Here is a 17982-nt window from a genome sequence, read left to right as displayed (position 1 = left end):
ACAAATTTGGGGGTATTTTCACAAAAATACGGCTTTTATTATTTATTTTACAATCACGGCAAAGGCTTCATATGGCCTTAAGTTAATGTTGTTAAGTGATTGCGGTGCATTATAGTTACTAATTAAAACTTGGTCAATTTTATCTGCTGCAGAAAACTGTTCATTACTACCAGTCAAATTGGCAACGACTAACCAGCGCTCACCAGCAAGTTCACGGTAATAAGCTAAGACGTTAGAACTCGCAGGAACAGGGGTAAAACTGCCATTAGTGATAATTTCGTTTTCATGACGTAATTTAATGAGTTTTTGATAGGTATAAAAAATTGATTGTGGGTCTGCTAAAGCGGTTTGAACATTAATATCCTGATAATTAGGATTAAGCGCCAGCCAAGGCTTACCAGTAGTAAAGCCAGCAGCTTTAGCTGTTGACCATTGCATCGGCCTGCGGGCATTGTCGCGTCCTTTAGCATTGATTGACCTGATCAGTTCTTCTTTGGTATAACCTTGCTTGATTCGCTCATTATACATATTGATACTTTCGAGGTCTTCAATTTCTGAAATATCCTTGACTGGGCAGTTAGTCATACCAATTTCTTCACCATTATAAATATACGGAGTACCACGCATTAAATGTAAGGCAATGGCAAACATTTTGGCAGACTGTACGCGGTATTTGTCGTCATTACCCCAACGTGAAATGACACGAGGAATGTCATGATTTTCCCAAAACAAACTGTTCCAACCGTGGTTATAATCTATTTGCGTCTGCCATTTAAGCAAGACTTCTTTAAGATCACTGGCTTTAAACGGTTTGAGATCCCACTTTGGTTTTCCCGGTTGCTTATCAATATTCTGATCTTCAAACTGAAAAATCATTGAGAGTTCATGTCGAGCGGGATCTGAATATTTACGGGCGCTGTCAAGATCGGCACTCCAGGTCTCACCAACAGTGACTACATCCCGGTTAGCTAAAACAGCTTGGCTCATTTCCTGAAGATAATGATGAAGCTGTGGACCATTTTCGCGAATTTTGCGATCAGGCTCTTTGCCAATCAGTTCGATTACGTCCATTCGGAAGCCGCCAATGCCTTTATCAAGCCAGAAGTTCATCATGTCGTATATTTTGTGCCGTAATTGCGGATTTTGCCAATTCAAATCTGGTTGTTGCGGGGCAAAAAAGTGCAAGTAATACTGGCCCGTTTGATCATCGAATTGCCAGGCAGAACCTGAAAAGTCAGATTTTAAATCATTTGGTTCATGACCAGCAACAGGATCACGCCAAATATAAAAATCGTGGTAAGGATTATCTTTACTTTTACGTGCCTCAATAAACCACTGGTGTTGATCAGAAGTATGATTAACAACTAAGTCCATGATGATCCGAATGCCGCGTTTGTTAGCCTCACTAATCAGCCTATCCATGTCTTGCATAGTGCCATATTGCGGATCAATTGCTTCATAATCAGCAATATCATAACCATTATCGATGCCGGGAGATTGATAAATTGGCGAAAGCCAAATTGCATCGATCCCCAATTTTTGCAAATAATCCAAGTGACTAATAATGCCGGGTAGGTCTCCGATGCCATCACCATTGCTATCTTGGAAGGACTTGGGATAAATTTGATAAATTACTGCATTTTTCCACCAAGGTGTCATATTAATTCTCCTTTGCAATCGCTAACATTATCAGTTAATTATAACACTGCAGAATAATGAGAATTAATGTTACCGGTATCTGATTAAAGTCCTAAATCTGAGCGTAATTGCAGTGCTTCTTCGTCATTGCCCAGCTGCAATAAAGCATCTTTTAAGCATAACATGGGCTTGCCGTCACGATCTGGCGTAGTTTGTGCGTGAGCCAAAGAACTGAGAATGGCTTCGTTAACTATATCAACTGTAATCCTAAAGTAGCGGTCAATTTTGTCATCAGTAATTGCCTGAATTGTGCTTAATTCCTGGTCAGGGAAATGACTTACACGGTTGGCGGTAGAAAAGGCTAGGGTAACTTCACCGCTGCCATTACCACTAAAGGAGCCAGTGCGTGTAATGCCAATACCAGAACGCTTAGCAATGCGTTTTAATTGCCTCGAGTTAAACGGAATATCGGTAGCAATTATTGTGATAATGCTGCCTTTTTCCTTACTGTCTTTGTTATCCACAAACTTTTTACCAATAGCATGGCCGTAAATATTAAGATCGGTGCTAAGACCGAAATTGGACATGACTAGCGCGCCCATTGTAAAGGTTTTACCGTCAATCTCGACTTGCCTTGATGCAGAGCCAATACCACCTTTGAGTTCATAGCAGCGCATACCTGTACCGCCACCAACGCCGCCTTCAGCGAAATCAGTTGCGGCCGCGGCAAAAGCATCGTTAACATCGTCTTCGGTGACACCCAAATCGCGGATATGATTAATTGAGCTGTCATTGCATTCCATAATGATCGGATTGACACTACCAGTTGAAAGGCCAATTTCAGGGTTTTCGGCCAGCATTCTTTTGACCAAAGCCATCGAGGCAGTGCCAACGCTGAGAGTATTGGTTAACACTAGAGGCGTTTCGATTGTACCCAGTTCGTTAATTTGAATTAAACCTGTACTTTTGCCAAAGCCGTTAATCACATGTGTAGCGGCCGGCATTTTTTCCCGAAAAATATTATCTGGGCAAGTGTTGATTACAGTGACACCGGTTCTGAGTCTATCGGTGACAACTGTCTTGTGGCCAACTGTCACTCCGGCAACATCTGTAATTAAGTTTTTTGGTCCAGGCTTAGTATCGCTAAGCGCAAATAAAAGTGGTTTGTTAAGTCCCATTTTTACTCCTTTTGTTTTTTAGAAATTTTCTTCTCTTATTAAAACGGTTTGCCAATTTTAATGCAAGACAAAATGGTTCTACAAAAACAATCTGATGCAAGTGCAGGTAGTCAACAAAGGCATAGCACACAGCTTCTGGCTGCGCCAATTTATGCAATCTGCTAATCAGGATCGGATTGACAGAAAACAAGGCAAAGAAAAAAAGAACCAAACAGTTTATTAACGGTTTGATTCTTTTTAATCTTTATTAACTGTATTTGCTAAAGAGTCAGAAATTTGCTAATTAATTATTTTTAAGTTGCTAAAAAATGGCTTTTTTAATATAACGGTTCTTACCAACAATATAGTATAACTTATGATTAATTTTAATAGCGCCACCATATGTTGTTAGCGTATATTTCTTTTTCAGTACCTTGCGGACCAAGCGTTTAGCTTTCTTAGTGTAGATGTAAGCATTATGCTTTAATTTACGGTTTACCCCAGTTATATTAACTGCTTTGATAAAGTCATTATTGCCTAAATCATAGTATTTTTTGCCTTGAATTAGCTTAGTACTATAAGTTTTGACCGTTTCGCCAGCAAAATACTCACCCTTTTTACGGACGCCATTTTCATCATAAACATATGAATTGTGGAAAACAGTTCTTGTAACAGGACTTAAACCGGTAGCATTTTTAGTGTAAATGTAAGTAACGTCTTGATTTTGATCACTGTAAAAGCCGGTAGCATTATCAGGCCTAGTCTTTAGCGTATAGCCAGCAATTTCTACAGGAGAGGTAATGTAGCCATCGCCGACATTGCCTTGTAATACCGTATCAGGTGCCAGTTTATTGCCGCTTTCATCTTGATAATGAACAATCACATTCGCGGCTTTGACTGGGGTTGAAGCGGCTGGAATAGAAGGGACGGATACGGGAACAGCGGAATAAATAAACTTGACAATTTGCGGCTGATCAGTGAAAAAGCCACTGGCGTTAGCGGGAATTTCCTTGATAACGTATCCTGGAATTGTTTTAGGTGTTAGTTTATAGCTGTTACCGATTTTGCCATTTAAAGTTGTTTCATCCGCAATAGATTTGCCGTCAATATCTAAATAAAAAGCCTTAATAGCTGCACCCAGACGAATAAACGTGTCATCAATTCCTTGGGCAGCTAAATCACTGGAAGGCAATTTCTGGTTTGCTTGTGGTGCGTCTTCAGTGCCATTGCCAACATTAACCCATGTTCCTGGAGTATCAAGATGCGTATCATTAATATAAGTTCTTTTTCCTAGTTTAAGGGTGTTTAATTTAGCAAGTCCCTGTAACATATAACCCTTGTCAATAGCGGGATTTATGACGAAACTGCTGAGATTAAGTTCTTTTAAGTTACCACAATTAGTAAACATTCCCATCATATCATTCACTTTAGAAGTATCAAAGGATGATAAGTCTAACTTGGTTAAGCTGGAGCAATCTTCAAAAACTCTTATCATGTTGGTAATATTACTAGTTTTAAATTTGCTAAGGTCTAGAGCAGTTAAACTGGAGCACTCACTAAACATGAATTTCATACTGTTTACATTAGCTATTGTGAATTTAGGTGAAAACTTAATGCTCTGCAAATTTTCACAACCTTGAAACATGCCTTCTACATATTGTGTATTGGTGGTATCAAAGCCGGACAAATCCAGGTCAGTCAATTTACCGCAATCCGCAAACATATAAAGCATATTAGTAACTTTGGGAGTTTGTAAATCACCAATGCCGTCTATGCTGGTTAAATTTTTGCAATTTGCAAACATGTACCTCATGTCAATGGTATCAGATGTATCAAGATTTTTTAGACCGGTAATTTTAGTTAAATTAGGTAAGCCTCTGAACAATTCTGCAGCCGAATTAACTTTTAATTGACCAGTAAACTTCACTTCCTGAATATCATCCTTGTTAATGCCATTAATGCAGGCCATAGATCCGGGTTGAGTAACACTGCCGCCGGGAACAGTAACTACGTGGTTGCTATAAGTGACGTCGAGGCTTCCCCACTTAAAAGTATCAAGACTTGGAGTAGGGGTTAAATCTTGAGATTGAGGCGCCTCTGGAGTGTTAACTTTTGGTTGATCGTTTGTGGTAGATTTAGGGGAAGCAACTTTATTGTTAGCAGAATTTTTACCAGCAACAGTTTGCTTGGTAAGGGATGAAGGCACTGTCTCATCGGCTTTGACTGTTTTAGGGGTCATAGCTAATAAGCTTAAGCTGGCAGCAGCAATGCTAAAGTACATTAATGAAGTTTCTGCTTGCTTAGAATTCTTTTTCTTCCTCATGTTACTATTCCTTCTTCAACAATAAAATAAATGTATACATGATTAATATTTAGCTTATACTTTATTATGGGTATTATACATCCTTTTAGTTTATTAACATAATTTATACACTTTTATTTAAAAAGAACAAATAGTTAATTTGATTAATAAATTGCCAAGCTGGCTTGCTTACTCACTAGGAGTTATTATGCCAAGCAAAAAGAAACCCGATTAGCAGCACACCTACTAATTGGGTTTCTTTATTTATGAAAAGTATTTTTTATTATCTAAAGTTAGCTTTCTTAACAAATTGGTTCTTGCCAATGATATAGTACCACTTGTTGTGCATCTTGACTGCACCACCGTAAGTTCTAACTTTCCTATTCTTCTTTAAAACTTTACGTCCAAAGCGCTTAACTTTATTATTCTTCTTAGTGTAAATGTAAGCATTATGCTTTAATTTACGGTTAATACCTGTAACGTTGTTGGCCTTGACGAAGCGATCGTTACCTAAGTCATAGAACTTCTTGCCGTTAATATACTTAGTGCCATAAGTGGTAATGGAATCACCAACATAAAATTCACCACTTACACGTACACCGTTTTGGTTAAAGATGTAAGCGTTGTGAGTAACAATTCTTTTAACGCCCTTCTTGACGTTAGTGTTTGGCTTAGTTGTAGTATTGTTGTTGGATGGAGTAACTGGCGTACTTGGAGTAGATGGAATAACTGGCGTACTTGGGGTTGAAGGTGTGCTTGGAGTGCTTGGTGTACTTGGGGTTGAAGGTGTGTTTGGTGTAGATGGAGTAGCTGGTGTATTGTTGTTATCTACTGGTTTTGTAGCCGTGTATTCACCTACATAATCAGTAACATCATTTTTACCGTCAAATTTCTGCATAAGTTCTACTGAACTTAACTTCTTATTTTTACTGTCCTTTAAAAGCCAGCTAGTTTTTCCATTATATAGACTCTCTTCTACTGAACCAGGGAGTCCTGAATTGTTAATGATATTGTTTGCACCAAGTTTAATATCATTTAAGCTATCCATACCTGATAACATATCTTGATCAATGGTATATGTTTGATGAGATGGCTTTGTAGTACCTTTATTATCATCGGTATTGTTAGTGTCAGAAACGTTATCTTTAATGGTTTCATTATTTTCAAGCATCATAAAACTACTAATGTCTAGGGATGTCAAAGCTTTATCACCCTTAAACATTTCCCACATCTTAGTAACTTTTTCGGTGTTGAATTTTTCCAAGCCATCAATTTTGGTTAAACTTGAATCATCACTAAACATATAAGACATGTCTTCTACTGAATCTGTCTTAAAGTTGGATACATTTAAAGTACTTAATGCTTCATCGCCAAAGAACATACCCATCATGTCAGTTACGTTAGAAGTGTTAAAGTTTGACAGGTCTATTGAAGTTAATTTAGGATCATTGGCAAACATTTCTTTCATGCTAGTAACTTCTTTTGTATTAAGGTTGTTTAATCCCTTAATTTTCTTCAAGTTTGGTAAATTAGCAAATAATAAACTGGCATCTCCTTCGAAAATAACAGGACCGTCAATGTTAATGGTTTCAATTTCATCTGTGTTAACATCATCAATATTCCAAGCTATTCGGGCGGGATTGATAGGTGGTTCTTGATCACCTGCATAATGATTGTTAAATTTATTTTCTTTACCTAGTCTAATAGTAAAAGTCTTAGTCTTTTCGTCATAACTATAAATGCCCTTAGTCCAACTTGAAGCCCATAGCATGTGTGAATCATTTTCGCCAGCGTTATCACCGGAATTAACTTCAGGAGTCTTAGAAGTTTGCTCTCCCTGTGCTTCGGCAGCCTTAGCTGCAACAGGACTAACTGCAATTACGCTTAACGCAGCAACTGCCATACTAGTAAATAAAATCTTTTTACCTTTATGATAAAAATTGTTATGCATATTCACACTCTTCCTCCAATTAAATTTTTATTACATCATAATTTATTATATACACATATCTTGTACAAATAAATATCATAAAATGTGTTTTTATATAGTTATGGCTATTTTTTGGTACAAGTAAATAAAGTAAAAAATTAAATTCATAAATTAAAGCTGGTTAAAAAAGAAGAGGGTATAATTTAAAGTCTGAGTCCGTTTTTCTGCCCTTGAACTATATGCCAATTAAGCCAACAAATAAGGCTTAGTTATCAATGATTTTATTATCTAGACTGCTGCTTTTACTTATCCTGCTTTCAGTTAAATTTTGCTTGTTTTGCTTGCTATTAATGGCAAACATTTTACCATTATTTTCATTATTAAAAATAATTTTATTAAATGATGATAGCTTTTAAGTACGAAATTGTTATCTGATTATTTTACTTTTTGAAGTCTTGGCTGATGTAATGTAGCTATCTCCCTATATAGTTAGTAATACTTTTACTTAGGGTGATTTCATTAACATTTTTTATTCATAATCTTGCTAACCAAAAGCTCCGTAAAGTTAACGTGTTTTACTGAGTATCTTCAATTAATGCGTTGCTAGCGCTAGTTGTTTTTTATTAAAAAAAGCATGACACCCCAACTATCTTGTTAGGATGTCATGCCTAGTCTTATATTTAAATTAAACTAGCAAAAGCAGCGTAAGAATATTTTAGCTATACTTAATTTCTAAAAGTTAGCTTTCTTAACAAAGTGGTTATTGCCTATGATGTAGTACAGCTTATTGTGCATCTTAACGGCTTTGCCATATACTCTTACTTTTTTATTTTTCTTTAGTACTTTGGTGCCAACGCGTTTAGCTTTTTTATTGTAAATATAAGCGTTATGCTTTAGTTTGCGTTTGATTCCAGAAATGTTGTTAACTTTGACAAATGTATCATTACCCAAGTCATAGTATTCTCTACCTTGAATATAGGTCTTACCATAAGTTGTAATACTTGTGCCACTATAATATTTACCTGTTTTACGACTTCCATTGTGATCATAAAGATATGAATTATGATATATCGTTCTGATAATAGGTGTAACCGTAGCTGCATTTTTACTGTAGATGTAGTTAACAGTTTGCGGTTGGCTACTAAAGAAGCCAGTAGCGTTTAAAGGCCTTACCTTTAAAGTATACCCTTGAATTTCTTTAGTTTCAGTTACATAGCCGTTACCTACATAGCCGGATAACGTTTCAGCTGGAGCCAATAGATTACCATTTTAATCTTCATAGTTAACTTTAATGTCACTGCCTTTGGTGTGGTTTACTGGACTGTAGGAATTATTAGTATTACTGCTGTCATGAGAATTATCTGATTTGACTTTAGTATAAATCAAAGTGATAGTCTGTGGGTCTGAAGAGTAGGTTACTTGATCTAACTCTACTTTTTGACCATTTATTTCGGCATGGTCAAACTTGTAACCAGGAATTTCTTTCTCCTTAAAGGAAGTAATAAATTGTGGGTTAGCTTGATTAATAAGCTTGTCGTTAATGTTGCCATATTGCTTTTCATCTTCAATACCTTCAATCTTATGCTTGTTTTGCCCATCTTGCTCGCGATATTGCACCGTAATTGGAGCAGCTAAATTTTCAAAGCGTACATAGGTATCATAATCAGTAGTACCTTGATATTTTGTAAAAAAGTCTTTTGAAGAATCCCATATTTTTTCTCCTCTAGCCAAATGATTGGTTTTACCCCAGTTAGCCCATTTTCCTGGTAATGTATTATTGATGTTATCACCGTCACCTCGTCCGGAAGCAGATGATTAAAATTTAAACTTATTACCTAGGTCTAGTTCACGTATACCTGAACTTTCCATAAACATACTTTCCATCAACTGTACTTTAGATGTATTAAAATGAGATAAATCTATTCTGGTTAAGGCTCTGCATCCCGAAAACATATTTTTCATCCAAATAACGTTAGAAGTATCAAAGCTTGATAAGTCAAGAGTTGCTACGCTATTCATAGACTCAAACTTAAAGGCCATATCGGTTACATCAGCAGTATCTAAATTAGTTAAACCTTGAAATTTAGTTAAATATGGAAATCCTTTAAAAAGTCCTTGCGCACCCCCTTCTAGTTTTATTCTTCCCTGAATTATTATTGTTTTAACATCTTGACTACTACAACCCATTTCACCCAAAGATCCTTCAAGAGGATACAGTTTGCTTTCGCCATCTATAGTATTTTTCATTATAACTGGCTGTTGCTCGGTTCCGCCAAAAATTGTTAATTCCTTTGCTTCGGGGTTAAAAGAAATATCAATATTATTCCATTTTGTCTTAGCAATTGTTTTATCATTATCATAAAATTGAGGTGTTTTGGCTGTTGTAGCCAAATTATCTGATGTCTTATTATCATTTTGCTTAATTATATTTGTTTTATTGGTTGTATCTTGGGAATTATTATAAGACCTACCAATAGAGTAATTTTGTTCATTTGAAAGATTTAACGAGTTCTTCTTAGATGAATTATTGACGCTGCTTTGACCAGTTTGCGAATTTGGTATTACGGTATCAGCCTTAACAACTTGACTGCTAGCTAGAAAGGTACTTCCAAGTAAAACAGACGCGGCACTGAGTCCTAATTTATATGCTATATTGGTTTTTACTCTGTCTTGCTTTGCTATAACTTTACTTTATAGGAATATTTAAACTAACAATGTATTTATTTGAATAGGTTATAAATATCATACTAAATGATTATATATAAATATATAAATGTACAATACAGTGATTATTTCTTAAAATTATTTTCCACTATATGAAACTGGTTTAGTATTAAAGAAGGGCTAAACTGACTATATTAGAGCATGACAAAAAGAATTCATCGTGTTAACGATAATCAATAAATTAAAATTTCAGAATTAAGTGGAAAATTTTGCTATGATTATTGTTTAGTAAATAAGCCTAATTTAAACTATACTAATATATTTTTAAAAATATTTTAGTACATTTTGTATTCATTTTTTTGCAATGAGATATAAACATACAATAAATGTTGAAACTTAACATTAAACTACTTATAATAGTTCTAAAAATGGTAATTACTAGTTTTGTAATAAGTTTCTGAACATCTTTCTTTTTATTAATAGTTGCGTATAACTTGCTATTAAAATTTTGACTTCGACTATTCTTACATTGCTGAGCAGTTTTACTTTTGGCCGCATGCTTTTTGCTATTTTATTATGATAATTAACAAAAGCCCTTTCACTTTACTACGGGAATAAGATAATTTCCTGTGGTTAACTGGTAAGAGTGATAGTAACGAAATTTTGATTGATTGGTGTCTCAATACCATTAACTAGTTTGGCAACGAGTGAATATTCGGTAAAGGTAGTAATTAGCGCAAAATCCAAATGCGCACAAGTCGCCAGCCAACTGCTAAAATAAAAATAACATTAAAGACAATGATTACCGTCTTGATGAAGGCCATATTTTGGTAAAACTTTGGCTGGGCTGCAGGCCGAACCTGCTCGGACTTTTTAATCTTTTTCTGGTCTTTTTTGGCTGTTAAAGACTCCTGGCGTCTTTTTTTACTTTGCTTTGGCTTAGCGGTTAATTCTGTAGCAATTAAGTTATGTTTCGTCGCTTTATTTTTAGCGATTAAATCGCCTTGCACAACCGTCCGGTGCTGGCCGTAGCCATACTTAGAGGTATTAAAGTCTGAACAGGTAATCAGTGTGATCATGCTTTTATCCTGCATGTTGTTTTCAACTTCAACCTGAGTGGGCTTAATAGCAAAGGAAATTGTTTTAATTTTATACGTATATATATGATGCAAGTCAGTTATGTAAATGAGGTCGCCGGGGCGTGATAAATGCAAATTATCTAAAACGGCGGGACCATAAGACCCCATGTAGTGTCCTGCAAGTACGTAATTATTAGCACCACCCATGACACGGTCGGGCAGGCAAGTTACCACACCGTATTCTAAATTTTGATTCTGGTCTCCATAACCGGCAAAAAGGGGATTATGAATATTGACACTGGGAATAGCAATTCTGCCAATGGCATAGGCCTTAATTTGTTTAGCTCTGAGAACTTCGGCTGCACTGACTGACTTAGTTTTGCTGGCATCGTAATTTGTTTTGCGTTTTTTATTTCTATCTGCTTTCTTTTGTGTTAAAGTTGTATTTGCTTTTTGCGCATTTTGTTGAACGACATAGGAGTTACCGAACCCGGAACCGAAAAAAATCAGGGTCACTCCCAGGTAAAAAAGGGCTCCTAATAGTAATACACGAATAGTAGACCACACTTGATATTTTAAAGAACGTTTTTGCTTTTTATTTGCCATTGAACTATTTCTCTTTAAACTGCTATATTAGGTTTCTGCTATTATTTAAGTATAAATTTGCGTAAAGCACAATTATTTGTTTTGTAGGAAACACTTAAAAATAATAATCAAATAAGTATTGAAATCGCTTATGCACTACTTTATAATATCAGCTGTAAGTAGACGTGTTACTGATTTGATCAGGCATTAACCTATGAACAATACTTATTTTGGTACTGTTTGTAGGTTTTTTTATTGGAAAGGAAGTAAGTTGAATGAAATTTGTAAAGAATTTTAACAACAATGCTGCCTTGGTGTCTGATGAATCTGAAGTAGACTGGGTGGTGATTGGTAACGGGATTGGTTTCGGCAAAAAAGCTGGCGATCCCATTGATGAGGACAAGATTTCGCGCCGTTTTATAGCTGTTGGGGAAAACCTTAAAATGGTTGACAGCGTGCGGGATATTGATCAGAGGACTTTAGCATTAACTACTGCTGTGATTAATTTGGCCAGCAAACAATTGCAGATAACTTTTTCGGATTATCAGTTTATGGTATTAGCAGATCATATCGACTTTATGTTAACCCGTGCTACTGAAAATATTGAATTAGGCCAAGATACGCTTGGCTGGGAAATGCGAAAATTATTTCCTAAAGAATACGGCACGGCTCAGGAAGCGTTAGAACTGATGCAGGGAAAAACCAAGCTTGATTTTCCTACAAGCGAAGCAGCATATCTGACATACCATTTTATTAACGCTGGCTCTGGTCAGACCAAACTGCAGGATACTATCAAAATTACTAAGCTTATTCGCGGAGTAGTTGATATTATCCAGTATCAATATGGGATGCAACTTGATACTGAATCATTTAATTTTAACAGGTTCATGACGCATTTACGTGCCTTCATGGTAAGGCATATGTGTGGCGAATGTGAAAAGGATTCGGGTGAAGAGCTTGATAATTCTTTAATTGAACTGATGAAAGTCAAGTATCAAAAGGCGTATGACACTGTCCAAAAAATCGGCACGTACTTATATAAACAAACAGGCTGGAAAATGCAGCCTGATGATCAGGTATATTTAACTCTTCATGTCTGGCGGGTAACGCACAGACAAAATGATGAGCAATTACGGGAGAGTTAATTCTACGATATTTTAATAATTAATCAGTTTAAACGGTGTGTTACTGTTTACAGGCATTAACCCGAGAACTTTAGGTGAAAGTCTCACAAAAAATTAGTGAGCTGTTTTCTTGAAGCTCCCGGGTTTTGCTATTTAGGAGGAAAAATGGCATACGAAGATTTAAGTAATGAAATTATCGCTGACGTTGGTGGTAAAGACAACGTAGTCAGTGTAGTTCACTGTACTACGCGCTTGCGTTTTAAATTAAAGGACATGAAGAAGGCAAACGATGACAAATTAAAAGCTACTGATGGCGTAATATCTGTTGTCAAGTCCGGTGGACAATACCAAGTTGTTATTGGTAATAATGTCGCTGATGTCTATGACACACTGGTTAAAGTAGGTGGCTTTTCTGGTGGCGGCAGCATTTCTGATGATGACGTTGACAACAGCAATATGAGCTTAGCTGATAAATTTATTGACTTGATTTCCGGTATTTTTAACCCACTTCTAGGTGCAATGTGTGCTGGTGGTATGATTAAAGGCTTTAACGCAATGTTTTTGGCGTTTGGCTGGCTATCAGCAACTTCTGGAACATATGTCATTTTAAACGCCATTGGCGACAGTTTATTCTATTTCTTACCTATTATTTTAGGAATTTCTTCAGCAAAAAAATTTGGTATCAACACATATCTAGGTGCCACTATTGGAGCTGCCCTTTGTTATCCTTCAATTGTGTCAATGGCAAGCAGTAAAACTGCACTGTTTACTGTCTTTAAGGGCACATTCTTAGAAGCACCGGTTCACATGACTTTTTTGGGCATTCCGGTAATTTCAATGAACTATACCACCTCGGTTATTCCGATTATCATTGCGGTCTGGTTTGCTTCTAAAGTGCAAAAGGTTGCTCGTAAGGTCATTCCAGATGTTGTTAAAACTTTCTTAGTACCATTTATCGTTTTATTAATTACTGTTCCAGTTACTTTTCTTGTTATCGGACCAGTTGCAACTTGGCTAGGTAACGGAGTTGCGGAAATTGTTAGTGCAATTTATAACTTTAGCCCGGTGATCGCTGGTATCTTAATGGGTGCTTTCTGGCAAGTATTTGTCATCTTTGGCGTTCATTGGGGCTTTGTGGCAGTTATGATGACTAACATTGCTGCTATGGGCTTTGACCCGATTATTGGTTTATCATTTGCTGCCTCATTTGCTCAAACTGGTGTGGTTTTAGCTATGATTTTTCAAACAAAAGACGAAAAGACTCGCAGTCTGGCTATTCCAGCATTCGTATCAGGTATCTTCGGTGTTACCGAACCAGCTATTTATGGTTTAACATTGCCACGTAAGAAGCCATTTATTCTCAGTTGTATTGCTTCTGCTGTTGGTGGCGGCTTAATTGGACTCTTTGGCACAAAAACTTATTTGATGGCCGGAATGGGTATCTTCGCAATTCCGTGTGCTATGGGTAAAAATGGCATTGACATGGGCGTCTATGGCTTGATGATTGGTATGGCTGCGGCAATCATTTTAGGCTTTATATTGCAAATGCTTTTGGGTAAGAAAAGCGTTGATGAGAATTTAGCTGGACAAGCTGCCGGTTCCACTGCAACAAATGGTTCTGCAGATTCAGCAGCTGTTAAGCCGGAAATTTCATCTAATAAAGAAGAAAAATTAGTAGCTCCGTTAACTGGTCAGGTTGTACCATTAAGCCAAGTCAAAGATGAGGTTTTCTCCAGCGGCTCAATGGGTAAAGGCATTGCGATTAAACCTAAAAATGGTCAAGTTTGTTCACCTCTTGATGGAGAAGTAGTAATGGTTTTCCCTACTGGACACGCTATCGGCCTTAAATCCAATAATGGTGCAGAAGTCATGATTCACATCGGTATGGATACAGTTGAACTTGATGGTAAAGGCTTTACTACTTTAGTTAAAAAGGATCAGAAAGTTAAAAAGGGTGAACCTTTAATTAACTTTGATCTGGAAGCCGTCAAAAAAGCTAGTTTTGAAACTACAACACCAGTGGTTGTTACTAATTCTAATAATTATCATGAAGTTAATGCAGTTGCAAATGGTACAATAACCATTGGGGATGCATTACTAGATTTAAAATAACGAAAGGAGACAATGATGACTACAAACAATTTTCCTAAAGGATTTTTATGGGGCGGTGCTACTGCTGCTAACCAATTAGAAGGTGCCTACCAAGAAGGAGGCAAAGGCTTATCCTTGCCAGACGTTTTACCTGGTGGTAAAGACAGAATGAAGATTATTGCTTCACCTGACTTTGATTTTAAGCTAAACCCAGACTATGTTTATCCTAATCATATTGGTATTGATCACTATCATCATTACAAAGAAGACATTGAGCTTTTTGCTGAAATGGGATTCAAGTGCTACCGCTTTTCAATTGCCTGGTCCAGAATCTTTCCTAATGGGGATGAGGAAACTCCTAATGAAGAAGGCCTTAAGTTCTACGATGCTGTAATTGACGAGTGTTTAAAGCATCACATTGAGCCTGTAATTACTATTTCACATTACGAAATGCCGCTGCATTTAATTACTGAATACGGCAGCTGGAAGAATAAGAAGCTGATCGACTTCTACGAGCGCTTTGCCCGCACTGTTTTAACCCGCTACCAAGATAAGGTTAAATACTGGATGACTTTCAACGAAATCAACAGTGCTGCTCACTTCCCAATTATGGGTCAAGGTCTCACCATCAGTAATGGCGCTGGTGACAAGAAGAATGTTTATCAAGCATGGCACAATCAATTTGTCGCTAGTGCTAAGGCTGTTAAAATTGGTCATGAACTCAATCCTGATATGAAAATTGGCTGCATGATTCTATATGCTACAACATACAGCTACGATTCTAACCCTAAGAACCAATTGGCTACCTTGCAAGATAATCAGGCTAATAACTTTTTCTGTGCCGATGTTCAAGTTAGAGGACATTACCCAACTTACACTAAGAGTTTATTGGCTCGCCAAGGTGTTAAATTATCAGACCTTGATTACACTGATGAAGAACTGGCATTGTTAGCTCAATATCCAGTTGACTATATTGGCTTTAGTTACTACATGTCTTCTGTAGTTGACGTTACCCATGAAAACCAAGAAACTACTAACGGCAACTTAATGGGCGGCGTTAAGAACCCATTCTTAAAGAGCAGCGACTGGGGCTGGCAAATTGACCCGACAGGCTTAAGAATTGCCTTGAACCAACTGTCAGACCGCTATCAAAAACCTGTATTCATTGTTGAAAATGGTTTAGGTGCGGTAGACAAGCCGGATAAAAATCATTATGTCGCAGATGATTACCGGATTGATTATTTGCGTGAACATATCGAAGCTATTTCCCAGGCAATCGACGATGGCGTTGACGTCATGGGCTACACTCCTTGGGGTTGCATCGACCTAGTTAGTGCTTCAACTGGTGAAATGTCGAAACGTTACGGTTTTATCTATGTTGATGAAGATGATGAAGGCCACGGAACCTTTAAGCGCTATAAGAAAAAATCTTTTGACTGGTACAAGAAGGTTATTTCTACTAACGGTGCTGATTTAGGGTAAATCTTGGCAAAGATAAGACTCGGCTCATGTGAGCAAAATAAGCAATAAAAAGCGTGCTTTTAAGCACGCTTTTTTGCTATGTCAATTTCTATTGCAATTTTTTCAAAACATTGATTGCTATAAACTAATTAGTCATAGTTAGGCTGCATAGATTATATAAATCACCTTTTTGCTTCATTAATTCTTCATAAGAACCTTCTTCAGTAATAGTGCCGTCTTTCATAAAAATTATCGCATCATATTTTTGTAATAAGTTGGGATTCAATTTATGTGTTACCACAATTGATGTTAAATCCTTTATTTCTAAAATGGCATTTTCAATTGCAGTAGTATTTTTTTGATCTAAAGATGACGTTGCTTCATCCATTAATAAAATAGGTGTTTTTCTAATTAATGCTCGCGCTATAGAAATTCTCTGCTTTTGGCCACCAGATAAAGCTTTGCCATTTTCGCCAACATTCAGATCAACGCCCTTAGAATTGCCGTCTACTAGCTTTCTTAAACCAGCCTTATTTATAGCATAATTCAGTTCTTTATCTGTAAAAGATTTGCCTAGCATTATATTATACGCAAGAGAATTATCAAAAATATAGACGTCCTGTTGGACAATATTTATTAGTTTATAAAGCGATGACAAATTAATGTTATTGATATTTACGTTATCTATACTGATGTTGCCATCCTTAGTCAATTTGTAATATCTCATTAGTAACTTTAATAATGTTGTCTTACCGCTGCCCGACATACCTACAAGCGCGTATTTTTTGCCTTTTTCTATTTGTAAATTGATGTGTGAAAGTACCCTCTTTCCCGTTTCACCATGCTGGGGATAGGAAAAACTAACGTTGGTCAATTTGATCTCATTTTCAAATCTGTTCAATTTCAAATAGTTGCTGTTATCTTTTACCGGATTATGCACTTTCTCCAGCAACTGATTCAGAGTTTTGCTGGCGGCTAAACCAGCCTTTTTGTTATTCATTTCCAGACCCAATTTGCTCAGTGGCATTACAATAAAATTAACTAATTGCACAATTGCTGTAACTCCGCCAATACTGGTGTTTCCATTAATTACCATAAACATTCCTAGTCCGTATGCAACCAGAAAAACTAAATATCCAGAGAAATTCGAAATTGATACCGAAATATTATTAAGTTCTGACAGAGAAAACTCACTATCAGCCCGTTTATCGTTACCGTTCTGAAATTCTTTGCTAATTTGCTTTTCAATATTAAAGCTTTTAATTACTAAAAAGCCTGAAAATGCGTCTTTTACCTTGGAGACATAGGCATTTTGTTGCGTCAAAGCCAGATTTTGCTTTGCCTGCATTTTCCCACCCAACAAACTCATAACAATAATTGGCACTAAACTTACTATTAGCACTGGTATTGACAGCTGCCAGTTAATCATAAACATCCCTATAATCGAGAAAAGCAGTAATGACGAGTTAGAAACAATACTAAAGAAAGATTTGATATATTTTTCCTCAATTGTCGAGACAGTATTTGTCATTGTTGCTAAAAAATCTCCGGTACTATTGTTGCTGAATTCATTTAGGTCGCTTGCAATAATCTCATTAAAAATATGCCTGCGATATTTTTTACTAAAATTATTAACAAACCTATTTTTGGTTAGTTCACTGGTAAAAACAGCAGTTGCCAAAAATATACATACTAATAAACAAACAAATATTGCATTTTTTAATTCATAAACATTCCTGGCAATCCCTGAGTCAATTAATCTTTTTAACACCAAAGCAAGCAATAAGTTTACAAGGGGATAAACTATTCCCGAAAAAAAGAGCGCAAGATAGTAGTTTAACTTATCATACTTTTTGTAATTTTCCATTAATATAAACATCCTTTCTATTCTAAAAAACATAAGTAAAAGTATCTAATTATTTTAAATTCTTCTACGTCTTCTCACTATACG

Annotated in this window: 12 protein-coding genes; 3 read left to right on the top strand and 9 right to left on the bottom strand. The window is 36.4% G+C overall.

Features of this window, described 5'->3' with window-relative positions:
- Positions 1 to 42: 42 nt before the first annotated feature.
- The 8 genes from F5ESL0260_RS08555 to F5ESL0260_RS08520 form a co-directional block, all read right to left on the bottom strand.
- Positions 43 to 1659 carry an alpha-glucosidase gene (locus tag F5ESL0260_RS08555; protein ID WP_122026596.1) on the bottom strand — a complete coding sequence of 539 codons (1617 nt, stop codon included), beginning with the start codon at positions 1657 to 1659 and terminating at the stop codon, positions 43 to 45.
- A gap of 83 nt (positions 1660 to 1742) precedes the next feature.
- Positions 1743 to 2816 carry a P1 family peptidase gene (locus F5ESL0260_RS08550; RefSeq protein ID WP_122026595.1) on the bottom strand — a complete coding sequence of 358 codons (1074 nt, stop codon included), beginning with the start codon at positions 2814 to 2816 and terminating at the stop codon, positions 1743 to 1745.
- Between the two features lie 301 nt (positions 2817 to 3117).
- A complete protein-coding gene (locus F5ESL0260_RS08545) occupies positions 3118 to 5118 on the bottom strand; it encodes a MucBP domain-containing protein (protein WP_122026594.1) in 2001 nt (666 codons plus the stop codon).
- 262 nt (positions 5119 to 5380) lie between these two features.
- On the bottom strand, positions 5381 to 7048 hold the full coding sequence (locus tag F5ESL0260_RS08540; RefSeq protein ID WP_122026593.1) for a BspA family leucine-rich repeat surface protein: 1668 nt from the start codon (positions 7046 to 7048) through the stop codon (positions 5381 to 5383).
- Positions 7049 to 7759: 711 nt separating this feature from the next.
- Positions 7760 to 8284, bottom strand: coding sequence for an SLAP domain-containing protein (locus F5ESL0260_RS08535; protein ID WP_122026592.1), 525 nt, complete (start codon positions 8282 to 8284; stop codon positions 7760 to 7762).
- A 12-nt stretch (positions 8285 to 8296) separates the two neighbouring features.
- Positions 8297 to 8758 (bottom strand): MucBP domain-containing protein, encoded by a 462-nt coding sequence (locus F5ESL0260_RS08530; RefSeq protein WP_122026591.1) that lies wholly within the window; start codon positions 8756 to 8758, stop codon positions 8297 to 8299.
- An 84-nt stretch (positions 8759 to 8842) separates the two neighbouring features.
- Positions 8843 to 9418: a BspA family leucine-rich repeat surface protein gene (locus F5ESL0260_RS08525; RefSeq protein WP_122026590.1), complete on the bottom strand. Its 576-nt coding sequence runs from the start codon at positions 9416 to 9418 to the stop codon at positions 8843 to 8845.
- A gap of 1004 nt (positions 9419 to 10422) precedes the next feature.
- The gene (locus tag F5ESL0260_RS08520) at positions 10423 to 11376 is read right to left on the bottom strand and encodes a class A sortase (protein ID WP_122026589.1); all 954 of its coding nucleotides are present in this window, start codon (positions 11374 to 11376) and stop codon (positions 10423 to 10425) included.
- A gap of 254 nt (positions 11377 to 11630) precedes the next feature.
- Here F5ESL0260_RS08520 and F5ESL0260_RS08515 point away from each other — a divergent pair, with 254 nt between their 5' ends.
- From F5ESL0260_RS08515 to F5ESL0260_RS08505, 3 genes are all read left to right on the top strand, one after another.
- Entirely contained in the window at positions 11631 to 12500 is an 870-nt protein-coding gene (locus tag F5ESL0260_RS08515) for a PRD domain-containing protein (protein WP_122026588.1), read from the top strand.
- A 144-nt stretch (positions 12501 to 12644) separates the two neighbouring features.
- Entirely contained in the window at positions 12645 to 14591 is a 1947-nt protein-coding gene (locus F5ESL0260_RS08510; protein ID WP_122026587.1) for a beta-glucoside-specific PTS transporter subunit IIABC, read from the top strand.
- 15 nt (positions 14592 to 14606) lie between these two features.
- Positions 14607 to 16052: a glycoside hydrolase family 1 protein gene (locus tag F5ESL0260_RS08505; RefSeq protein WP_122026586.1), complete on the top strand. Its 1446-nt coding sequence runs from the start codon at positions 14607 to 14609 to the stop codon at positions 16050 to 16052.
- A 124-nt stretch (positions 16053 to 16176) separates the two neighbouring features.
- On the opposite strand, the gene F5ESL0260_RS08500 is transcribed toward F5ESL0260_RS08505, so the two are convergent.
- Positions 16177 to 17898 (bottom strand): ABC transporter ATP-binding protein, encoded by a 1722-nt coding sequence (locus tag F5ESL0260_RS08500; RefSeq protein WP_158593830.1) that lies wholly within the window; start codon positions 17896 to 17898, stop codon positions 16177 to 16179.
- Between the last annotated feature and the right edge of the window lie 84 nt (positions 17899 to 17982).

The sequence above is a fragment of the Lactobacillus sp. ESL0260 genome, assembly GCF_003692935.1.
Lineage (GTDB): Bacteria > Bacillota > Bacilli > Lactobacillales > Lactobacillaceae > Lactobacillus > Lactobacillus melliventris.
The sequence above is the reverse complement of the archived record's forward strand: the minus strand, read 5'-3'. Positions and strand labels throughout refer to the sequence as shown.